Origin of the sequence: Pseudomonas sp. RL_5y_Pfl2_69 (assembly GCF_963970465.1) — a bacterium.
GTDB lineage: Bacteria > Pseudomonadota > Gammaproteobacteria > Pseudomonadales > Pseudomonadaceae > Aquipseudomonas.
In genome coordinates this window covers 16,490-35,722 of record NZ_CAXAOU010000019.1, presented here as the reverse complement: position 1 = coordinate 35,722, position 19,233 = coordinate 16,490, and the positions used below count along the sequence as shown (strand labels likewise).

Annotated in this window: 24 protein-coding genes and 1 pseudogene; 9 read left to right on the top strand and 16 right to left on the bottom strand. The window is 57.5% G+C overall.

From position 1 onward, the window contains the following. Nucleotides 1-18: 18 nt before the first annotated feature. Both uraD and puuE read right to left on the bottom strand, forming a co-directional pair. Nucleotides 19-534 (bottom strand): 2-oxo-4-hydroxy-4-carboxy-5-ureidoimidazoline decarboxylase, encoded by a 516-nt coding sequence (uraD, locus tag AACY07_RS23920; RefSeq protein WP_339478222.1) that lies wholly within the window; start codon nt 532-534, stop codon nt 19-21. Beyond that, nucleotides 531-1,460, bottom strand: a complete 930-nt coding sequence (gene puuE / locus AACY07_RS23915) for an allantoinase PuuE (RefSeq protein ID WP_133076061.1) — start codon at nt 1,458-1,460, stop codon at nt 531-533. Before puuE ends, uraD begins: the two co-directional genes overlap by 4 nt. A 374-nt stretch (nt 1,461-1,834) precedes the next feature. Here puuE and uraH point away from each other — a divergent pair, with 374 nt between their 5' ends. After that, nucleotides 1,835-2,188 carry a hydroxyisourate hydrolase gene (gene uraH, locus AACY07_RS23910; protein WP_133076062.1) on the top strand — a complete coding sequence of 118 codons (354 nt, stop codon included), beginning with the start codon at nt 1,835-1,837 and terminating at the stop codon, nt 2,186-2,188. A gap of 146 nt (nt 2,189-2,334) precedes the next feature. On the opposite strand, the gene AACY07_RS23905 is transcribed toward uraH, so the two are convergent. The 3 genes from AACY07_RS23905 to AACY07_RS23895 all read right to left on the bottom strand — a co-directional run bounded on the left by AACY07_RS23905 (nt 2,335) and on the right by AACY07_RS23895 (nt 5,009). After that, nucleotides 2,335-2,961: a LysE family translocator gene (locus tag AACY07_RS23905; protein ID WP_019826607.1), complete on the bottom strand. Its 627-nt coding sequence runs from the start codon at nt 2,959-2,961 to the stop codon at nt 2,335-2,337. A gap of 61 nt (nt 2,962-3,022) precedes the next feature. Further along, nucleotides 3,023-4,372, bottom strand: coding sequence for an NCS2 family permease (locus tag AACY07_RS23900; RefSeq protein ID WP_219261035.1), 1,350 nt, complete (start codon nt 4,370-4,372; stop codon nt 3,023-3,025). A gap of 196 nt (nt 4,373-4,568) precedes the next feature. Further along, the gene (locus AACY07_RS23895; protein ID WP_019826601.1) at nt 4,569-5,009 is read right to left on the bottom strand and encodes a MarR family winged helix-turn-helix transcriptional regulator; all 441 of its coding nucleotides are present in this window, start codon (nt 5,007-5,009) and stop codon (nt 4,569-4,571) included. An 82-nt stretch (nt 5,010-5,091) separates the two neighbouring features. On the opposite strand from AACY07_RS23895, the gene AACY07_RS23890 reads away from it, so the two are divergent. Continuing rightward, a complete protein-coding gene (locus AACY07_RS23890) occupies nt 5,092-6,258 on the top strand; it encodes an aminotransferase-like domain-containing protein (protein ID WP_133076065.1) in 1,167 nt (388 codons plus the stop codon). Nucleotides 6,259-6,268: 10 nt separating this feature from the next. After that, nucleotides 6,269-6,871 carry a glutathione S-transferase family protein gene (locus tag AACY07_RS23885; protein WP_339478218.1) on the top strand — a complete coding sequence of 201 codons (603 nt, stop codon included), beginning with the start codon at nt 6,269-6,271 and terminating at the stop codon, nt 6,869-6,871. A 60-nt stretch (nt 6,872-6,931) separates the two neighbouring features. Here the strand turns inward: AACY07_RS23885 and AACY07_RS23880 are convergent, their stop codons facing one another. From AACY07_RS23880 to AACY07_RS23845, 8 genes and pseudogenes are all read right to left on the bottom strand, one after another. Beyond that, complete coding sequence (locus AACY07_RS23880) at nt 6,932-7,303, bottom strand: glutathione S-transferase N-terminal domain-containing protein (protein WP_339478215.1); 372 nt, start codon at nt 7,301-7,303, stop codon at nt 6,932-6,934. Between the two features lie 101 nt (nt 7,304-7,404). Further along, complete coding sequence (gene folE, locus AACY07_RS23875) at nt 7,405-7,950, bottom strand: GTP cyclohydrolase I FolE (RefSeq protein ID WP_019826593.1); 546 nt, start codon at nt 7,948-7,950, stop codon at nt 7,405-7,407. Nucleotides 7,951-7,972: 22 nt separating this feature from the next. Next, nucleotides 7,973-8,191, bottom strand: a pseudogene (locus tag AACY07_RS23870) (site-specific integrase); the annotation flags it as partial. A gap of 122 nt (nt 8,192-8,313) precedes the next feature. Beyond that, on the bottom strand, nt 8,314-8,574 hold the full coding sequence (locus AACY07_RS23865; protein ID WP_339478212.1) for a hypothetical protein: 261 nt from the start codon (nt 8,572-8,574) through the stop codon (nt 8,314-8,316). 4 nt (nt 8,575-8,578) lie between these two features. Then, nucleotides 8,579-9,337, bottom strand: a complete 759-nt coding sequence (locus AACY07_RS23860; RefSeq protein WP_339478209.1) for a response regulator transcription factor — start codon at nt 9,335-9,337, stop codon at nt 8,579-8,581. A 245-nt stretch (nt 9,338-9,582) separates the two neighbouring features. Further along, nucleotides 9,583-10,140 (bottom strand): Smr/MutS family protein, encoded by a 558-nt coding sequence (locus AACY07_RS23855; protein ID WP_339478207.1) that lies wholly within the window; start codon nt 10,138-10,140, stop codon nt 9,583-9,585. A 63-nt stretch (nt 10,141-10,203) separates the two neighbouring features. After that, on the bottom strand, nt 10,204-10,524 hold the full coding sequence (locus AACY07_RS23850) for a hypothetical protein (protein WP_219261037.1): 321 nt from the start codon (nt 10,522-10,524) through the stop codon (nt 10,204-10,206). Between the two features lie 146 nt (nt 10,525-10,670). Continuing rightward, a complete protein-coding gene (locus AACY07_RS23845) occupies nt 10,671-11,261 on the bottom strand; it encodes a cysteine hydrolase family protein (protein WP_133076072.1) in 591 nt (196 codons plus the stop codon). Between the two features lie 273 nt (nt 11,262-11,534). On the opposite strand from AACY07_RS23845, the gene prmB reads away from it, so the two are divergent. Further along, on the top strand, nt 11,535-12,443 hold the full coding sequence (prmB, locus tag AACY07_RS23840) for a 50S ribosomal protein L3 N(5)-glutamine methyltransferase (protein ID WP_326427168.1): 909 nt from the start codon (nt 11,535-11,537) through the stop codon (nt 12,441-12,443). Between the two features lie 56 nt (nt 12,444-12,499). Here the strand turns inward: prmB and AACY07_RS23835 are convergent, their stop codons facing one another. Further along, nucleotides 12,500-13,291 carry a hypothetical protein gene (locus AACY07_RS23835; protein ID WP_133076074.1) on the bottom strand — a complete coding sequence of 264 codons (792 nt, stop codon included), beginning with the start codon at nt 13,289-13,291 and terminating at the stop codon, nt 12,500-12,502. A gap of 59 nt (nt 13,292-13,350) precedes the next feature. Further along, complete coding sequence (locus AACY07_RS23830) at nt 13,351-14,355, bottom strand: alpha/beta hydrolase (RefSeq protein ID WP_339478204.1); 1,005 nt, start codon at nt 14,353-14,355, stop codon at nt 13,351-13,353. Between the two features lie 193 nt (nt 14,356-14,548). Between AACY07_RS23830 and aroC the strand changes: the two genes are divergently transcribed. From aroC to AACY07_RS23815, 3 genes are read left to right on the top strand one after another with little or no spacing between them, the layout of a single operon-like run. After that, on the top strand, nt 14,549-15,640 hold the full coding sequence (gene aroC / locus AACY07_RS23825) for a chorismate synthase (protein ID WP_019826578.1): 1,092 nt from the start codon (nt 14,549-14,551) through the stop codon (nt 15,638-15,640). Between the two features lie 34 nt (nt 15,641-15,674). Next, nucleotides 15,675-16,823, top strand: a complete 1,149-nt coding sequence (locus AACY07_RS23820; RefSeq protein ID WP_339478200.1) for an MFS transporter — start codon at nt 15,675-15,677, stop codon at nt 16,821-16,823. A gap of 50 nt (nt 16,824-16,873) precedes the next feature. Beyond that, nucleotides 16,874-17,419 (top strand): 1,2-dihydroxy-3-keto-5-methylthiopentene dioxygenase, encoded by a 546-nt coding sequence (locus AACY07_RS23815; RefSeq protein ID WP_339478198.1) that lies wholly within the window; start codon nt 16,874-16,876, stop codon nt 17,417-17,419. A gap of 65 nt (nt 17,420-17,484) precedes the next feature. On the opposite strand, the gene AACY07_RS23810 is transcribed toward AACY07_RS23815, so the two are convergent. Continuing rightward, a complete protein-coding gene (locus AACY07_RS23810; RefSeq protein ID WP_019826575.1) occupies nt 17,485-17,763 on the bottom strand; it encodes a DUF3509 domain-containing protein in 279 nt (92 codons plus the stop codon). A gap of 291 nt (nt 17,764-18,054) precedes the next feature. On the opposite strand from AACY07_RS23810, the gene AACY07_RS23805 reads away from it, so the two are divergent. Beyond that, nucleotides 18,055-18,588, top strand: coding sequence for an ankyrin repeat domain-containing protein (locus AACY07_RS23805; RefSeq protein WP_133076079.1), 534 nt, complete (start codon nt 18,055-18,057; stop codon nt 18,586-18,588). Between the two features lie 67 nt (nt 18,589-18,655). After that, nucleotides 18,656-19,186: a hypothetical protein gene (locus tag AACY07_RS23800; RefSeq protein WP_339478195.1), complete on the top strand. Its 531-nt coding sequence runs from the start codon at nt 18,656-18,658 to the stop codon at nt 19,184-19,186. Nucleotides 19,187-19,233: the final 47 nt, after the last annotated feature.

The window sequence follows — 19,233 nt, the reverse complement described above, 5'->3', positions numbered from 1 at the left end:
GGCACGTGCCGGTTCGGCTTAGAGCTGGAGTAATCGGAACAGGGCAATTTTGTTGATTTCTGCCAACGCGCATTTGAACTCGACGTCTGCCGGGTTATGGATGCGGGTCTCGAACGCGGCGAGGATCTGGTGCCGGTCGCTGCCTTTTACCGCCATGATGAAGGGAAACTTGAACTTGGCTTTGTAGGCCTCGTTCAGCTCGGTGAAGCGTTGAAACTCTTCGGCCGTGCATTGGTGAATACCGGCGCCAGCTTGTTCATGGGTGCTGGCTTCGGTGAGTTGGCCCTGGACGGCTGCTTTGCCGGCCAGGTCCGGGTGAGCATTGATCAGTGCCAGCTGGCTGGCGTGATCGGCGCTCAACAAAATGTCACTCATGCGCTGGTGCAGGGTTTCGATGGTGTCGACGCTGCTGTCCAGGCCCAGGTCGTAGGCTTTTTCGGCTACCCAGGGCGAGTGTTCGTAGATATCGGCAAAGGCTGCCACGAACGCTTCACGGCTCAGTTGTGAAGGCTTGAGGGTCTTGAAGGCGCTCATTTGGCGGTCTCTGCAACAAAAGGGTGGGTGGCGTGCCAGTGGCGTGCGATGTCCACGCGGCGGGTGAACCAGACCTGTTCATGACCTTTGGCGTATTCAATGAAACGCTTGAGGGCGGCGAGACGCGCAGGGCGGCCAATGAGGCGGCAATGCAGGCCGATGGATAGCATTTTCGGCGACTCTGCGCCTTCGGCGTACAGCACATCGAAAGCATCCTTGAGGTACTGGAAAAATTGCTCGCCGGTGTTGAAACCCTGCACTTGGGTGAAGCGCATGTCATTGGTGTCCAGGGTGTAAGGGATCACCAGATGCGGCTTGCCGGTAGGGTTGTTGGGCTCCCAGTAGGGCAGGTCGTCGTCATAGGTGTCGCAGTCGTACAGGAAACCGCCTTCTTCCATCACCAGGCGCCGGGTATTGGGGCCGGTGCGGCCGGTGTACCAGCCCAGGGGGCGTTCACCGCTGATTTCGGTGAGGATGCGGATGGCTTCGAGCATGTGTTCACGCTCAAGGGCTTCATCCATGTACTGGTAGTCGATCCAGCGATACCCGTGGCTGCAAATCTCATGCCCGGCAGCAACCATGGCGCGGATCACGTCCGGGTGGCGCTGGGCGGCCATCGCCACGGCAAATATGGTCAGCGGGATGTCGAATTCGCGAAACAGTTTGAGTACACGCCACACGCCTGCGCGGCTGCCGTACTCGTACAAGGACTCCATGCTCATGTTGCGCTCGCCTTGCAACGGCTGCGCCGAGACCATTTCGGACAGGAACGCTTCAGATTCCTTGTCGCCGTGCAGGATGTTGCGCTCGCCGCCTTCTTCGTAGTTGAGTACGAAAGACAGGGCGATACGGGCGTTGTCCGGCCAATGCGGGTGCGGAGGGTTTGGACCGTAACCAATCAGGTCGCGTGGGTAGTCAGCGCTCACTACAGTCTTCCTTATTGTTTGTGTTAACAGTCGATTGGCCAGACCTGGCGTCACTGCGATGGCTTGATTGTATACAACTTTATAATCTATTTGTAACCCTGATTTTTTCTATTTCTACCATGCTTCGCGCCTTAAAGGTACTTGCAAGAAACCTGCCTGATTGGTCAGCTTATGGATAAGAAGTCTGCTAACCCTGCGGCTTTGACAGGAAATACCGTGCAGGCGGTGCGGCTCAAGGGCTGGCTGAAATTGTGCTTTTTAATTGTGTACAATTTTTTTGATAAATGTCTTAATCGTGTTCTCGCTGATGCTTTTGGTGCGCCAAAGGGGTGCAGTGGCCATTTTTTTCACCGACTCGGGAGGTCGCACAATCTATGGGACGTTTGACTACGCACGTTTTGGATGCCGCACATGGCTGTCCGGGCAGCTCGATCAAGGTCGAGTTGTATCGGGTTGAAGGTTCGGGGCTGGAGTTGGTCGCTACAGCGCTGACCAATAGCGATGGCCGCTGCGACGCGCCGTTGCTGGAAGGGGATACGTACCGTTCGGGGGTTTACCAGGTGCAGTTCAGTGCCGGTGATTACTACCGCGCGCGGGGTGTGAAATTGCCGGAGCCGGCGTTTCTGGACGTGGTGGTACTGCGTTTCGGGATCAGTTCCGAGCAGGATCACTACCATGTACCGCTACTGATTTCGCCGTACAGCTACTCGACCTATCGCGGTAGCTAGAAGATATCGATCTGCGCATGTGGTTATTTGCCCGCTCACACTGCGGGCTTTTTTTTGCCTGTCTACACATGACTTGTGGGGGCGGGCTTGCTCGCGATGGCATCTTGTATCGCGAGCAAGCCCCCTCCCACACAGGCGGTGCTGTATCAGCGGCTTAGCAGTGACGCCGTTCCCGCTACACCAAACAACCCGGCGCTGATGCGGTTAAACCAGCTCTGGCCCTTGCCGCTGCGCAGATAACCCGCCGCACCATGGGCGCCAAGGCCGTAGGCCAGCTTGCACAGCAGGTCGAGTACGGTCCAGGTGGCGATCATCACCAGCAACTGGTTAAGGAAGGGCAGGTCAGGGTTGAGGAACTGCGGAAGGAAGGCAGCAAAGAACAAAATGTCTTTCGGATTGCTGGCGCCCAGTACAAACGCGCGCCCGAACAGGGCGCTGAAGCGCGGTTTTGGTGCGGCTTCAGGCACGTTGGTGACTGTGGCCGGCTGGCGCGATTGTTTCCAGCTTTGCCAGGCCAGATAAAACAGATACAGCGCGCCGACGATTTTCAGGGCGCTGAAGAGTTTTTCCGAGGCCAGCAACAAAGCCCCCAAACCCAGTGCCGAAGCACTGAGCAGGCAAATCGAGGCAAATACACCCCCCAGAAATGCCGGGTAAGAACGGCGCAGGCCGTAGTTCAAACTGTTGCTGATCATCAATAACGACAAAGGCCCCGGAATCAGGATTACCACCAATGCCGCGCTGCTGAACAGCAGCCAGGTTTCCAGACTCATCACTTCCTCCCATAGCACAAAGGCCCCGCGTCATTGGCGGGGCCGGTTGATATCGCCCGGTTTACAGGTAAATAAACTTGGCGATGAAAATAGCGCAGAGCACCCACAGGCTGACAGAAATTTCGCGGTATTTACCGGTGCCTGCCTTGAGTGCGACATAGCTGATAAAGCCCAGGGCAATCCCGTCGGCGACCGAGAAGGTCATTGGCATCATGATCATGGTCACAATGGCCGGGATGCAGTCGGTGGGTTCGTCCCAGTTGATGTGCTGCATGCCGCCCATCATCAGCATCGCGACGTAAATCAGGGCGCCTGCTGTGGCATAAGCGGGGATCATGCCAGCCAGGGGGGCGAAGAACATCGCGGCAACAAACAGCACGCCCACGGTGACGGCGGTGAGCCCGGTCCGACCGCCTGCCGCGACCCCTGCGGCGCTTTCGACATAGCTGGTCACGGGTGGCACGCCAACCACGGCGCCGAACACGCTTGAGGCGCTGTCAGCCTTGAGTGCCCTGGACAGGTTTTCGATTTTGCCGTCAGCCTTGACCAGGCCGGCACGCTGGGCCACGCCCATCAAGGTGCCGGCAGTGTCGAACATGTGTACAAACAGGAAGGCCAGCACCACGCTGATCATGCTGATATTGAACACACCCTTGAGGTCCATCGCCATCCAGGTCGGAGCCAGGCTTGGCGGCGCAGACATGATGCCGTTGTAGTGCACCAGATCCAGGCCCCAGCCAGCGAGAGTGACGGCGATAATGCTGATCAGGATCGCGCCGAACACGCGGTGGTAGCTAAGAATCGCAATCATTAAAAAGCACACGGCGGCCAGCAGCGGCGCCGGGTCGCGCAGGGAGCCGAGTTTGATCAGGGTGGCCGGGCTATCGACGATGATGCCCGAGGTTTTCAGGCCGATAATCCCCAGAAACAAACCGACCCCCGCACCCATTGCATAACGCAGGCTGGCAGGAATGCTGTTGAGCAGCCATTCGCGCACCCGTGACAGGGTCAGAATCAGAAACAGTACGCCAGAGACAAAGACCGCGCCCAGGGCGGTCTCCCAGCTGTAGCCCATCGTCCCGACCACCGTGTAGGTGAAGAACGCATTCAGGCCCATGCCTGGCGCCAGGCCTACTGGCCAGTTGGCGTAGAGCCCCATTAACAGGCTGCCCAGGGCAGCGGCGATGCAGGTCGCCACAAAGGCTGCGCCGTGATCAATGCCCGCGTCGGCCATGATGTTGGGGTTGACGAAGATGATGTAGGCCATCGTGATAAAGGTGGTCAGCCCGGCAATCAGTTCGGTCCTGACCGTGGTGCCATGCAGCGACAATTTGAACAGGCGCTCCAGCCAGCCGCGGGAGGAGGGGGGAGAAAGTTCAACGGCGGGTACTTCTGACTTTTGGCTGTCCACGGTTTTTCCTCAGGCTTTTATTGTTTTTAAGGGCACTGGTGAGGCGTGCAGCATTTTTCTGACCTTTGGGTCAAGAATGCAGGCGAGATGAATTATGCTTTTGTATACAAAAAAAGCAAATAATGTTTTCTGGATTGTGGCCGAAAGTGATGGGTGGAAGTGGGCTTGTTGTGGGAACCCTGCTTCAGTATCCAGGCTAGGGCTGGCGGCTTTGGCCCAGCGCATGATTGATCGCCAGCCAGCCATTGACGGCGTCGTCACCGGCCTGGGCGAACACCCGTTGCAGCAGTTTGACCTGCTCGCGGCGCAGGTTTTTCTCGAAGGTGACGCCGTCAGCGGTCAGCTCCAGCAGGCGTTTGCGCTTGTCGGTCTCGGGCGCGACGCTGCGCACCAGATCCATTTCGATCAGCTGGCGTAATGGCGTATTGAGGGCTTGTTTGCTTACGCCCAGCAGCGTCAGCAGTTCCTTGACGCTTACACCGGGATGGTGGGCGATAAAAAAAACGATGCGCTGATGCACCCGGCTCAGCCCACGGCGCGCCAGCATTTCGTCTGCCTTGGCAGTAAACGCTTGATAGCCAAAGAAGAAGGCTTCCATGGCGGCACGCTGAGTGGTCGGATTTTTAAGGTCAAGCATATTGACGTATCTAGGCTTCGCGGCGTAGTTTCGGTCAACCAGTTTGACTTATTTCCAATTACTTCCGCTACCGGTGATCTGTATGGCCTTCTCCGAACGTGTTTCCCGCCTGAAAAGCTCTTTGATTCGTGAAATTCTGGCTGCGGCCCAACGTCCGGAAGTCATGTCTTTCGCTGGCGGGCTACCGGCTGAAGCCATGTTGCCCAAGGTCGACTGGACCGACATGCCGGCCTCGATGGGTCAATACGGCATGAGTGAAGGCGAGCCGGCACTGCGTGAAGTACTGGCCGCAGAGGCCCGCGCATTGGGCGTTGATTGCGATGCGAGCCAGGTCATGGTGCTGAGCGGTTCGCAGCAGGCGCTGGACCTGGCAGCCAAGCTGTACATCGACAAAGGCACTGAAATCATGCTCGAAGCGCCGACCTATCTGGCGGCGCTGCAAATCTTCCAGCTGTTCGGTGCCGAGTGCCTGACGTTCCCGCTGCAAGCCGACGGCCCGGACCTGGCTGCCTTGCGTGTGCAGCTGGAAAAACACAGCCCGGCCTTCATCTACCTGATCCCGACGTTCCAGAACCCGTCTGCCGTGCGTTACAGCGAAACCAAGCGCGACGCCGTAGCGGCCTTGCTCGACGAGTTCGGCGTCACCCTGATTGAAGATGAGCCGTACCGCGAACTGAACTTTGACGGCGGCAGTGCCACGCCGATTGTCAGCCGCCTGAAAAAAGCCAGCTGGATCTACACCGGCACCGTGTCCAAGACCCTGTTGCCGGGCTTGCGCGTTGGCTTCCTGATTGCCAGCCCTGATCTGTTCCCCCATTTGCTGCGCCTCAAGCAATCGGCTGACCTGCACACCAACCGTGTTGGCCAATGGCAGGCATTGCAGTGGATCGGCACCGAGAAAATGACCAACCACCTGGCCGAGCTGCGTGACTTCTACCGCGTGCGCCGTGACGGTTTTCAGCTGGCGCTGGAAGAGCACTTCTCGGACCTGGCGGACTGGCACGTGCCACAGGGCGGCCTGTTCTTCTGGTTGACCCTCAAGCAGCCGTTCGACACCCGTACGTTGCTCAAGCCTGCGTTGGAGCAGAACGTGGCATTCATGCCGGGTGAACCGTTCTTCGCCAACCCGGACCAGAACGTAGGCAGCCTGCGCCTGAACTTCAGCCACATCGACCCGGCGCGTCTGCACGAAGGCCTCAAGCGCCTGGCTAACGTTATTCGTCAGGCTCAGGCCGCTCAAGCGGCCTAAAGGAGGCACGATGCTCAAGGTTTATGGCGATTACAATTCGGGCAACTGCTACAAGATCAAGCTGATGCTGCATTTGCTGGGCCTTGAGTATCAGTGGTTCGCGGTGGATATCCTCAAGGGCGAAACACAAACCCCGGATTTCCTGGCGAAAAACCCGAACGGCAAAGTGCCAGTGCTGGAGCTGGAAGACGGCACGTGCCTGTGGGAGTCCAACGCGATTCTCAACTACCTGGCCGACGGCAGCGAGTTTTTGCCGGCTGAGCCGCGTTTGCGCACCCAGGTGCTGCAATGGCAGTTTTTCGAACAGTACAGCCATGAGCCTTACATTGCGGTGGCAAGGTTTATCCAGTTTTACCTGGGGTTGCCGCAAGAGCGTCTGGAGGAGTACCGCGCACTGCAAAAGCGCGGCTACAAGGCGCTGGATGTGATGGAGCAACAGCTTAATCGCACCCCGTACCTGGTGGGTGAGCAGTACTCGATTGCTGACGTGACGTTGTACGCCTACACCCATGTGGCCGATCAGGGCGGCTTTGATCTCAGCGGCTATCCTGGCATCCAGGCCTGGTTGCAAAGGGTGGCCAGCCACCCGCGGCATGTGGGGATGCTCGATTGAGCTGATCGCCCATAAAAAAACCGGCCTTGAGCCGGTTTTTTTATGGGCGGGGTGTGATCTTTAAACGTTGGCAAAGCGCTGGTTCAGGTACTCAATGATCGCCTTGGAGTCGTACATCCAGGTGGTCTTGCCGTCTTCTTCAATGCGCAGGCAAGGCACTTTGATCTTGCCGCCTTGCTCCAGCAGGGTTTGACGGTCCTGCTCGTTGTTTTTCGCATCCCGCAGGGCGACCGGCACATTCAGGCGGCGCAACGTGCGGCGGGTTTTCACGCAGAACGGGCACGCGTGGAACTGGTACAGGGTCAGGCTTTTTGCAGCTTGATCGACCAGCACCTGAGCGGCTGCCGGGCGCTGCTTTTTGCTGGGCCGGGTAACAAAATCGCCAGCGATGATGAGCTGACCCAGGCCTACGCGAAGCGCTTTGATAAACACAGTAAAAGCCTCATGGGCAAGTAAGAAGGGGCGCAGCTTACCTGAAAACAGGCAGACGAAAAAAAACCGGCGATAAACGCCGGTCTTTTTCGGGTCGCCAATTACTTGATCAAGCTGAGAAACTCGCTACGGGTGGCGGCGTTTTCGCGGAACTCACCCAGCATCACCGATGTAATCATCGACGAATTTTGCTTCTCGACACCGCGCATCATCATGCACATGTGCTTGGCTTCAATCACCACGGCAACGCCCAGGGCGCCGGTGACTTGCATCACTGCGTCGGCGATCTGGCGGCTCAGGTTTTCCTGGATCTGCAAGCGGCGGGCGTACATGTCGACAATGCGCGCCACTTTAGACAGGCCCAGCACTTTGCCGCTCGGAATGTAAGCCACGTGGGCTTTGCCGATAAACGGCAGCAGGTGGTGTTCGCACAGCGAGTACAACTCGATGTCTTTTACCAGCACCATTTCGCTGTTGTCAGAGCTGAACAAGGCACCGTTGGTGACTTCTTCCAGGGTTTGTTCATAGCCACGGCAAAGGTACTGCATGGCTTTGGCTGCACGCTTTGGCGTATCCAGAAGGCCTTCACGGGAAACGTCTTCGCCGAGTTGACCGAGGATCGCGGTGTAGTTTTGTTCCAATGTCACAGGGCTATATTCCATGCGGGTTTCATAGTGGCACCTCGTCGGGTCGTGCCAATTTTGTACCAATCATGCTGTTTTCGAGTTTCCCGAGCTCGCTCCAGTCTGTGCTGGAATTGAGCCATCTAGCGTAAGTCGAGAGCAACATCTGCACGCCGTGGCCAAGCTGATTGGCGATAAACGCAGGGTTCATGCCTGCCATGAGGCACATGGTAGCGTAGGTATGGCGACAGTTGTATTGTCGGCGCACTTTGAGGGCCAGATTTGATGGCGCTTCTTGAAAATAAGCCCGACTCGACCAGGCGCACGCTCAACCAATCATCGTGACCACCGCCAGCCTGGCCCGTGAGTTTTTGGCGCATGGCCCGGTTACAGTGTCAGCGCCTGGGTTCTGGCTTGAACCACGGCGTGTATAACCTGGGAGACGCTGGCCATATCTTCACTGGTTAATACATCGAGGGTCTTGAGTGCTTCACTAAAGCCTTCTGCGCGCTCACTGGCCAGGCGTACCTGCAGGCTGTTCCTGGCGCTCTTTATTGCATTCAGTTGACGGTGTAAACCGACCCTCACCGCGTCCGGCATACAAATAGTGATAAAGGAGCCAACCCCTTTGCTGTAGCGTATGTTCATCGCTTTATAGACTCAATCCATGTGATTTTAAAGCGAGCGCTAACTGTGTTCTATTGGAGGCGCCCGTCAAGTTCAGTATTTGTGAAATATAGAGTTTTACTGTATTTGGCGTAATGCCCATGTCGCTGGCGATTTCGTAGTTTGTTTTACCTTCGCTGACAAGTTGTGCCGCTTGCAGTTGGCGAGGTGATAACTTGCTGAATAAAAATTCCTTATAGTCCGTTTGTTCGGTGTCCGATGGGCTACTGGTATTTCTTGCACGGGGCGGATGGGCCTTTTTAATATCTGAATGTATGTCGATTATTGAATTTATCAGGCCTTGCAAACGCCTGCCCAAGGCCTCGGTGCTCTGATTGTGTGCTGCGCTGTCTGTTTGCTTTTCTTCGAGTTTCTTCAGCGTCTGAAGCAGCGAGTCGGGGTTGACAGGCTTTTGGTGGTAGTCGGAGAAACCTTCGCGCAGAGCACGGACCAGATCCTTTTTTTCGCCCTGGGCGCTTAGCAGGACGGCATCGAAGACGCGATGCTTCTTGGAGTATTGCTTGAGCCTCTGGATGAGTTCTATGCCGTCGAAACCGGGCATCAGCAAGTCGCACACCACCAGGGCGATCGACGGGTCTTCGTTGAACAGGTCAATGGCCTGGCGGCTACTGTAACTGGGGATGCAGGTGAACCCGTTACTCTCAAGAAATTCACACATCTCTTCAACGATAAGCGGTTGGTCGTCGACAACTAATATGCGTGTTTTGGGAGGGTGTGGGGTCACAAAAAGGTTATCCATTTGTGGAGGGCTAAATAAGCGCCGATTACCCCGTATTATCCAGCAGGTTAATAGGCGAGGGTAGCCATACTTTTTGCATAGTTAGATAGTTTAATGGGGGGCGAAGTTTAGCGAGTCGTCAGGATTGGAGAGGGCGGATAAAGTACGTATTTATTGAGCAGTTAGTGGATAACTGCTCGACTTGACCGCTTTGCCTGAGGCGAAGCGGGTTTAAATCCTTGCAGAGCGTGTTATTCGTCTCGACCTTCCATCATGGTGCGTTTGAGCATCACATACACCGCGCCGGCACCGCCATGTTTGGCCTGGCAAGAACAGAAGCCCAGTACCTGTGAGTGCTGGCGCAGCCAGGTATTGACGTGACTCTTGATCATTGGACGCTTGCCGTCCAGGCGTACGGCCTTGCCGTGGGTGACGCGCACGCAGCGCACTTCAAGCCGGGTGGCTTCGCTGAGGAATTCCCAAAGGGTTTCGCGGGCTTTTTCGACGGTCATGCCATGCAGGTCAAGGCTGCCTTCGAAACTGATCTGGCCCAGCTTGAGCTTGCGCATCTGGCTTTCTTGCACGCCATCACGGGCCCAGCTCAGTTGATCTTCGGGGCCAACATCGATCACGAATTGGTCTGACAGGCCGTCGATGATGGTCGCATTGATGCGCACAGTGGCTGACTGACGCAGTTTTGCCAGCTGTGCACGGTCAGCTTTGGGTTTGCCGGTGTCCGCCCGATCATGCTTGATCGGTTTAACGCCGCGAATCTCGTTTTTGAACAGGGAAAAATCGTCGTCTTGCATGTCAGCCTCCGTGAAGGGCGGCTAGTTTACCCAAGTCGACGACAATCGGGCGGCGGATGTGCGTCAGTCTTGTTTTTTCATCAGGTGCGGGGCCATGTTCAAGCCCAGTGGCTGGCGCATCAGGCGACGGCGACGACGCCACATCCAGACGCCCAGCCAGCAGACCAGTATGCCAAGCACCAGTACCAGTGTTGCACCCGCCGGGCTGGCATTGAGCTCACCCAGGGCGCCGGGGCGACCAATCAGGCTGGCGGCACCTGCCACCAGCAACAGCGCGCCCACTAGCGCAATCAGCGCGGCAAACACCAGTACCAGGCGTGAGCGCCAGTCACGGTGTGCCTTGGGGCGTAAGCGTCGAGCATCAAAACCATCGGAGATCTTCATTCCGATCTTTCCTTAAAGGGTATCGGCCCTTCGACAGGGAATTGGGCAGGTTGTTCCTGGGAGGGGGGAAACAGGAAGCTGCGTGCAGGTGGACGGTCTTTATTGATGGGCGGTTGCGCAGGCCGCCCGTCAGAATCCGATTCAGATCAAATCAGGTTTTTAGTCAGGGTCAGGGTGGCGAAGTTGTCGTTCATGATCGCCATCTCGGCTTTCTGGACCTGCTCTGCGCTGATAATGCCGTCCGGGGTAGGCAAGTCTCGGGTGGCGCAGGCATCTTCGACCAGGGTGCAGCGCAGGCCATAGTCCTTGGCTGCGCGTACGGTGGTGCTGACGCTGGAGTGGCTCATGAAGCCGCAGACGATCACATCCAGGGAACCCAGGTTCTCCAGTGCTTTTTGCAAGCCTGTGTCATTGAAGGCGTTAGGCATGCGTTTTTCGATAATCAGCTCATCGCCCTGGGGTTCAAGGCCTTTGATGAACGCGCCTCGTTCGCCCTGCGGGTCGAACATGCCGCCAACGGTGCCCAGGTGACGGATATGGATCACCGGGCGCTTGGCCTTGCGGGCAGCCTCCAGCAAAAGGGCGATGTTGGCAGTGGCAGCGTCCATGCCGGACAAGGCCAGGGGCCCGTTCAGATATTCGTTTTGCGCATCGATGATCAGCAGGCTGGCATTGCTCAGATTGGCCGCGGCATAACCACGTCCAGTGAGTTGAAACATCGTCTTTAAAGCGGGCATTCGGGGGCTCCTTTGAATGGGGCTTTTGAGACATTCTCCACTGGCGGAGCGTTTATGTGAATGGCCTGTCGTGCAAGCGGTGTGGTTGCTGGCCTGTAGCGATGTCAAGGAGTAACGCAGAAAGGTAAAAATGTACAAATTGGAGCGATTTCAGGTTTTTCATGGACGTGTTCTGACGTTTTAAAACAGCGGGGTGTGTAGACGGGTGGCCTGCCTTTGGCGCGTCGAGGTTTGGCTGTTAGAATCGCCAATCGATTTTGAGGAGTAAGACCATTGATCACTTCCCGCCTGCGCACTTTGCGCGACCATATTCGCTGGGCCGTCAGCCACTTTCATGGGGAAGAGCTGTTCTTTGGTCATGGCACCGACAACGCTTGGGACGAAGCCCGTCAACTGGTGTTGGGTGCACTGAACCTGCCGTGGGAAATCGCGGACAGTTATCTCGATTGCCGCCTTGAAGACGATGAACTGGTCAACTTGCAGCATTTGCTCAAGCGCCGCATCGAAGAGCGGGTACCAACAGCCTATCTGCTGGGCGAAGCGTGGTTCTGCGGGATGTCGTTTATCGTTGATGAGCGCGTACTGATTCCGCGCTCACCCATTGGTGAGCTGATCGAAAAACGTTTTGAGCCGTGGCTGGGGACTGAGCCGGCGCGCATTCTTGATCTGTGCACCGGTTCGGGCTGCATCGGTATTGCCTGTGCCTATGAGTTCCAGAACGCCGAAGTGGTGCTGGCCGACCTGTCGTTTGAAGCCCTTGAAGTGGCTAACCAGAATATTGAGCGTCACGGCGTTGACGAGCGCGTATACACCGTTCAGGGCGATGGCTTTGATGGTTTGCCGGGGCAGCGCTTCGACTTGATCGTGTCCAACCCGCCGTATGTCGATGCTGAAGATTTCGCCGACATGCCTGCCGAGTACCAGCATGAACCGGAGTTGGGCCTGGCTTGCGGCGATGATGGTCTGAACCTGGTACGCCGGATGCTGGCCGAGGCGGCTGACCATCTGACCGAAAAAGGCCTGCTGATTGTTGAAGTGGGCAACAGCCAGGTTCACGTCGAGTCGCTGTACCCGGAAGTCGACTTTGCCTGGCTTGATTTCGAGCGTGGTGGTCACGGGGTGTTCATGCTGACCGCCGAGCAGTGCCGAGAGCATCAGGCGCTGTTCGCTTCGCGGGTTTGATGGCAGGTGAGTAGCAGCTGCCGAGGAACGAAGGCTGCTACGGATTGCGACCTGCTTCAGCGGTGTGTCGCAATCCAGATCAACAAGCCTGCCTGGAACACTGAAAAGGCCACCAGGCAGGTGATGGTAAAACGCAAGCCGGTCTCTTCGCGCCGGTGCCTGCTGAGTTTTTCTTCCTTGTCCCGCAGCTTCACATCTTGCTCCTGCAGGTTCTGCTCAGCCTGCTGGAGCATTTGCGCTGCATCAAGAATCTCCAGGATCTGAAGTTTCTCGACGTTCCAGCTGTCCAGTAATTCGCCTGCCTGTACATCTTCCAGCCGTGCTTTCAGAAACTGGGCATCGGCATACACCACATCAAACCCGTGCACGCGCAAAAAATGGTCGCGGCGCAGGCGGCTGTCTTCGTTCAGGGCGTCCCTGCTGGGCAGGTCGATCCCGTCAATGCGGTACTGGGCCCACCTTTTTTGCACCCATTTTGCAGCTTGAGCCAGTAAGAAGCGGCCTATTCCGCGGTTCAGGGGTTCAATTTGCAGGCCGCGTTCAGGGCTCAAGCGCACGCGGTGAGTCAGGTGGTCGACCCACACATCGAGATGATTTTGCTCCTCGCGTACCCGCTGGCCAGGCAAGGAGACAGCCAGGCGCAGCAGGCTGAGTTCCTTGCTGTTGCGCTCGGCATACCCGAACTGCACAAAGCGCAGGGGGCGTGCCCCGGTGCTGCGGTCTGTCTGCAGAGGGGCGAGGCGCAGCATTCTGAAATGCTCGGGCTGCACGTCAGCCCAAGGCAGGGGCGGCGCCTCGGGCGCTGCCGGTGCCTCAGTCCCGGCGGGTTGTGATGGGGTGTCGCTCATAGCGGCTCAATCCTGTGCTAGCCCGAAATGTCAGCAAAGCAAAGGCGGCCGACACCGGTTTATCGGCCGTTATGCGCAGGACTGTAGGGCTGGCCGGCGTTCACTTTCGTGATAAAGCGCACAGTTCGATCGCCCAGCTCTCCTGCCAGGCGCTGATTGGGGTCGTTGTAGGACTGTACCTGGCGCTTCATGTCCATTGGCACGATCCGCATCACGTGGTTCATGCCATTGATCAGCGTCAGAACGGCATCGGGCTTGGCCGCCTTGAGCAGGCGTGCATCCTTGACCTCAACCTGGATGTCATGAGTGCCCTGAATGATCAGCGCCGGCATTTTCAGTGCGGCAAAGGCGGTAGCAGGGTTGTAGCGCAGAAGGCTGATCATGTACGGCTGCACGCTGGGACGGAACACCAGTTGCAGGTCGTCAGGCACGTTATCGTCGGTGCGACCGGCCTCTAGGGTGCTGATCAGCTCGAAGCTGCGTTTGAGCAGTGCCGGTGGCAGATGATTGCGTTGCAATTGTTCGCGCAACAAGACGCCCACCGGACGTCCCGTCCCCGCAATGGAAATCACCCCGGCGGCGCCAATCCTGGGCGCTGCGAGGCTTGCGATCAATGCGCCTTCACTGTGTCCGAGCACAAACACCTTGCCAAAGCGCGGGTCGCTTTTGAGCTTCTCGCCCCAGGCCACCGCGTCGGTGACATATTGATCCAGGTTCAATTGTCGCTCATCAGGCCCGGCAGGCCGGCTTTGGGCAATGCCGCGCTTGTCGAAGCGCACGCTGGCGATATTGCTCTGGGCCAGACGCCATGCCAGTTTTTTCAGGGCATCATTGCGCCCTCCCATGGGGTTGTTGCCGTCGCGGTCGGTCGGGCCGGAACCCGCAATGATCAGCACCACAGGTACGGGCTTGTCGCTCTTGGGCAACACCAGCGAGCCATACAGCGTGCCGGAGCCGGTATCCAGCTCAATGGGCCGCAGCAAGACATTGGAAGGGGGGGCTGCCAGGGCCTGGGAGCCAAAGCCAAGCAAGGTCAGTGCAAAGAAGAGTATTCGCAGCATCATAGCGCCATCATTGTCTAGTGTGCCGGTTGGACAAACCCGGATGAGTAAGGTTCGAGGATGAACTACGGAGGTAGCCTGCGTATACTGGCGCATTTGGTTATCTGGGATCTGTTCAACTTCTGTTGTGGCTGCAACACAACTTGAACCGATTTCGGGCTGAATTTTATCGGCTGATTTTCGCGGAGCGCCCTGCATGTCCGGCAATACTTACGGCAAGCTGTTCACTGTCACCACCGCTGGCGAAAGCCATGGTCCGGCGTTGGTCGCCATTGTTGATGGCTGCCCGCCAGGGCTGGAGCTGTCCCTTGAAGACCTGCAGCGTGATCTGGATCGACGCAAGCCCGGCACCAGCCGTCATACCACCCAGCGCCAGGAAGCCGACGAAGTCGAAATCCTTTCCGGGGTGTTTGAAGGTCGCACCACCGGTTGCGCCATCGGCCTGTTGATCCGCAACACCGACCAGAAGTCCAAGGACTACTCGGCGATCAAGGATCTGTTTCGTCCGGCCCACGCCGATTACACCTACCACCACAAATACGGCGAGCGGGATTACCGCGGTGGCGGTCGCAGCTCGGCCCGTGAAACGGCGATGCGTGTGGCCGCAGGTGCCATTGCCAAAAAGTACCTGGCAACCCAGGGCATCGTGATTCGCGGCTACATGAGCCAGCTGGGTCCGATCGAAATCCCGTTCAAGACCTGGGACTCGGTTGAAGAAAACGCCTTTTTCAGCCCTGATCCAGACAAAGTGCCGGAGCTTGAGGCCTACATGGATCAACTGCGTCGTGATCAGGACTCGGTCGGTGCCAAAATCACCGTGGTCGCCGAAGGTGTGATTCCGGGTCTGGGCGAGCCGATTTTCGACCGCCTGGACGCTGAACTGGCCCATGCGCTGATGAGCATCAACGCGGTCAAGGGCATCGAGATTGGCGCCGGCTTTGCCAGCGTTGCCCAGCGTGGCACCGAGCACCGCGACGAGATGACTCCCGAAGGCTTCCTCAGCAACAACGCGGGCGGCATTCTGGGCGGGATTTCGTCCGGCCAGCCGATCGTTGCGCACTTGGCCCTCAAGCCAACATCGAGCATCACCACCCCGGGCCGCTCGATCGACGTGCATGGCAATCCGGTGGACGTGATCACCAAGGGCCGTCATGACCCGTGTGTAGGCATTCGTGCCACACCGATTGCCGAAGCCATGATGGCCATCGTGCTGATGGACCACCTGCTGCGTCATCGTGGGCAAAATGCCGACGTGCGTGTAAGCACGCCTGTGCTGGGCCAGCTGTAATGCAAGGGTTGCTGGGCGCCACGGTCTGACGGCCGTGGCGACACTTCCTTACTGGCGCCTGTCCGGGTTCTATCTCTTCTATTTCGCCTTGCTCGGCGCGACAGCGCCGTTTCTGGCGCTGTACTTTCATCACCTCGGCTTCTCCAGTGCGCGCATAGGCGAACTGGTGGCCATCCCGATGCTGATGCGCTGCGTGGCCCCCAATCTGTGGGGCTGGCTTGGCGACTACACCGGCCAGCGGCTGTTGATTGTGCGGCTGGGCGCGCTCTGCACCTTGCTCAGCTTTGCCCTGATTTTCGTCAGCCAGAGTTATGCCTGGCTGGCACTGGTGATGGCGCTGCACGCGTTCTTCTGGCACGCCGTATTGCCGCAATTCGAAGTCATCACCTTTGCCCACTTGCGCGAGCAGCCTGAGCGTTACAGCCAGATTCGCCTGTGGGGCTCGATCGGTTTTATCCTCACGGTGGTGATTCTGGGGCGCCTGTTTGAGTGGCTGAGCCTGGACATCTACCCCGTAGCGCTGATCGTGATCATGGGCGGCATTGTGCTGTGCAGCCTGTGGGTGCCGAACGCGCAACCTTCCAGTCAGGGGCGTGCAGCCGTCGTGGGCGGCTTTTTAAAGCAATTGTGCAGCCCCGGTGTACTGGCGTTTTATGCCTGTGTCGCGTTGATGCAAATGAGCCACGGGCCGTATTACACCTTCCTCACCCTGCACCTCGAGGACCTGGGTTACAGCCGGGGCGTGATCGGTCTGCTCTGGGCCCTGGGGGTGGTCGCCGAAGTGCTGATGTTTTTGGCCATGCGCCGCATCCTGCTCAAGTTCTCAGTGCGCCGGGTGTTGATGTTCAGTTTCATGCTGGCCGCCGTGCGCTGGCTATTGTTGGGTTCTTTTGCCGAGCACCTGTGGGTATTGCTGCTGGCGCAGCTGCTGCATGCCGCCACTTTCGGCAGTTTTCACGCATCGGCCATGGCCTTTGTGCAGCGCAGTTTTGGCCCGGGCCAGCAAGGGCAGGGCCAGGCCTTGTACGCCACCCTGGCCGGGATTGGCGGTGCAGTGGGGGCGCTGTATTCCGGTTATAGCTGGAACACCCTGGGTCCCACCTTCACCTTTAGTATGGCAAGCGTCGCAGCCCTGACCGCAGCCGTTATCATTGCCACTCGATTGAAAGAGGACAGGCACTGAGCCTTGCCCGCAACAGTCGAATGCACGCCCAAGCCAAGGAACCCCGTCCCATGAGCAGCCTGTCCGTTTACCACGTATCGAGCCCTGAATTACCCAACAAGGTGCTGACCCACTTTGAAGACATCGTTTCTACACTGGCCGAACAGGGCGTGGTTTTTGATCGCCTGCCAACCACAACACCGATCCGGCCGGGCGCCAGCCAGGACGAAGTGGTCCAGACCTGCCGTGAGCCGATTGATCGGCTGATGAGCGAACACGGCTGCACCAGCCTTGACGTTGTCAGTGTCAGCAGCGAACACCCGCAAAAAGCCGAGTTGCGCGCCAGGTTTCTGGACGAGCATCGTCACAGTGCTGATGAAGTGCGATTGTTTGTCGCCGGGCGTGGGCTGGTTTCGCTGCACATCGGTGATTATCTCTATGCAGTGCTGTGCGAACGCAGCGATCTGCTCTCGGTGCCTGCCGGCATGGCGCAATGGTTTGATATGGGTGAGCACCCGCACCTTGTAGCCATCAGAATGTTCGGCAATGCCCAGGGCATGGTTGCTCATCCGACGGGAGCAGACATCGCCAGCCATTTCCCGGGCCTTGATGATTAAGGCGACCGAATCGAGCACAGCAAAAAGCCAGCGATCGCTGGCTTTTTTGCATCAGGCATTCGGTATCAGCGGGTGTGGTAGGTCGGCAGGGCGAAGCGGTGCTGGCTTTGCAGCAGAGAAATCGTTGGCAGTTCGCTGGCAGTGCCGGCGAGGTCACGGCGAATGGCGCTGATGGCCCACGTCAATTGTTCTGCGGTATGCAACTGCGCGTAGGAGATTGTGCGCTGGGTCTGTTTTCCATCGCTGTCACACAGGGTCAATAGCACGCCGCCATCCGGACGGGGTTTGACGGTCACTGTGTAGTTGGAGAACAACGATGCGAATTTTTCCTGGATCAGGCTCATGTGTTTGGCTCCATAGCTCTTGAAGGGCTTCTATGGAGGAGAGGTTGCAGCGATTGTGCCACTATTCTTTTTTTAAAAAACCCTTATAAATCAATAGTTTATATTTTATGAAAAATATACTTGTCGTGCATTTTGCATGAAGGGCCATCGTGCATCCTGCATTTTGCCCAGTTGATATGAGCGTCTGAGCGTCGATTGATTGTTTCTATGGCCATGTTGCGAAGAAAAGGGATGACACCTTTGCTCCGTCTCAGGAAACTAGGTTTTTTTGTAGCGAAGGTGGAGCTTTACATGTCAGACAACAAGCCAGCAGATCAAGCCCGGCAGATGAGCCCTGAAGAGGCCGCCGACTTTGCCGAGCAGGTGTTCAACAAGGCGCGCGACGGCGATGCTGCGATGCTGGCCGCTCTGTTGAGCAAGGGATTGCCGGCCAACTTGCGCAATCACAAGGGCGATACCTTGCTGATGCTGGCCAGCTATCACGGGCACGTAGAGGCAGTTAAGGTGCTGCTCGAGCACAATGCCGATCCCGAAATCCGCAATGAAAACGGCCAGAGCCCGATTGCCGGTGCAGCGTTCAAGGGTGATCTGCACATGGTCAAAACCCTGGTTGAGGGCGGCGCACAAGTCGAAGGCGCTTCGTTTGATGGCCGGACCGCGTTGATGATGGCCGCCATGTTCAATCGCACCGAGATCATTGATTACCTGATCAGCAAGGGTGCAGATCCCAAGGCCAAGGATGCCAATGGCATCACGGCACTGGATGCGGCCAAGACCATGGGCGCAACCGACGCTGTGGCCAAACTCGAGAAGCTGTCGGGCTGATTGCCCTTGAAGGGCGCAATTGTTATATCCTGCGCGCCCTTAAATTTTCTTGTGACAGGCCTCGCCCATGAAAACCACTCTCGTTGAACTCATCAGCAAAATCAGCTCTGGGTGCATGGGCGACGACGAAATCGCCACAATCGCTGATGAGGCGGCTCAAGCTTACGCTGATCAGGCAGGCTTTCTGGCCGCCAATCCGGACATCAACTACGACGACAGCTTCCCTATCCCGCTGGGCGAGTGGGTGATTGTGGGTAGCTTGCCGGACACGGTGTTGTTCCAGGCAGATACGTACATGGATCTGTTTGCCCAGATCGTAGCCTCGTTTGGCCCGGACGTAGCGTTCAATATCAAGCCCAAGCAGTTGGCCAAGACCGAGCCGCTGACAGCGCTTAACCGGATCCAGATCCAGATGGGCAGCATGAGCGCCGAGAAGGGGGGTTATGTGCTGTTGAACCTGAGCCAGCCACTGGATGACGAGATTCAAGTGGTACTGGTGTATGGCAACGACGTGCCTCGCGTGCTGGAGTTGTGTGCCCAGGCGGGTATCGCGGCAGCGCCTTCGCTCGAAGCCTTGAAGGTTGCCGTGCACGTCTGAAGCCATGCCTGTGCAATAAAAAGCGGAACCCTGGCTGCGGGTGACTA

Bases quoted from the DNA above. Each gene is read 5' to 3' on its own strand.
- uraD (WP_339478222.1), bottom strand. From the start codon at position 534: ATGAGCGCCTTCAAGACCCTCAAGCCTTCACAACTGAGCCGTGAAGCG.
- uraH (WP_133076062.1), top strand. From the start codon at position 1,835: ATGGGACGTTTGACTACGCACGTTTTGGATGCCGCACATGGCTGTCCG.
- AACY07_RS23905 (WP_019826607.1), bottom strand. From the start codon at position 2,961: ATGAGTCTGGAAACCTGGCTGCTGTTCAGCAGCGCGGCATTGGTGGTA.
- AACY07_RS23895 (WP_019826601.1), bottom strand. From the start codon at position 5,009: ATGCTTGACCTTAAAAATCCGACCACTCAGCGTGCCGCCATGGAAGCC.
- AACY07_RS23890 (WP_133076065.1), top strand. From the start codon at position 5,092: ATGGCCTTCTCCGAACGTGTTTCCCGCCTGAAAAGCTCTTTGATTCGT.
- AACY07_RS23885 (WP_339478218.1), top strand. From the start codon at position 6,269: ATGCTCAAGGTTTATGGCGATTACAATTCGGGCAACTGCTACAAGATC.
- AACY07_RS23865 (WP_339478212.1), bottom strand. From the start codon at position 8,574: ATGAACATACGCTACAGCAAAGGGGTTGGCTCCTTTATCACTATTTGT.
- AACY07_RS23855 (WP_339478207.1), bottom strand. From the start codon at position 10,140: ATGCAAGACGACGATTTTTCCCTGTTCAAAAACGAGATTCGCGGCGTT.
- AACY07_RS23850 (WP_219261037.1), bottom strand. From the start codon at position 10,524: ATGAAGATCTCCGATGGTTTTGATGCTCGACGCTTACGCCCCAAGGCA.
- AACY07_RS23845 (WP_133076072.1), bottom strand. From the start codon at position 11,261: ATGCCCGCTTTAAAGACGATGTTTCAACTCACTGGACGTGGTTATGCC.
- AACY07_RS23835 (WP_133076074.1), bottom strand. From the start codon at position 13,291: ATGAGCGACACCCCATCACAACCCGCCGGGACTGAGGCACCGGCAGCG.
- AACY07_RS23830 (WP_339478204.1), bottom strand. From the start codon at position 14,355: ATGATGCTGCGAATACTCTTCTTTGCACTGACCTTGCTTGGCTTTGGC.
- aroC (WP_019826578.1), top strand. From the start codon at position 14,549: ATGTCCGGCAATACTTACGGCAAGCTGTTCACTGTCACCACCGCTGGC.
- AACY07_RS23815 (WP_339478198.1), top strand. From the start codon at position 16,874: ATGAGCAGCCTGTCCGTTTACCACGTATCGAGCCCTGAATTACCCAAC.
- AACY07_RS23810 (WP_019826575.1), bottom strand. From the start codon at position 17,763: ATGAGCCTGATCCAGGAAAAATTCGCATCGTTGTTCTCCAACTACACA.
- AACY07_RS23805 (WP_133076079.1), top strand. From the start codon at position 18,055: ATGTCAGACAACAAGCCAGCAGATCAAGCCCGGCAGATGAGCCCTGAA.
- AACY07_RS23800 (WP_339478195.1), top strand. From the start codon at position 18,656: ATGAAAACCACTCTCGTTGAACTCATCAGCAAAATCAGCTCTGGGTGC.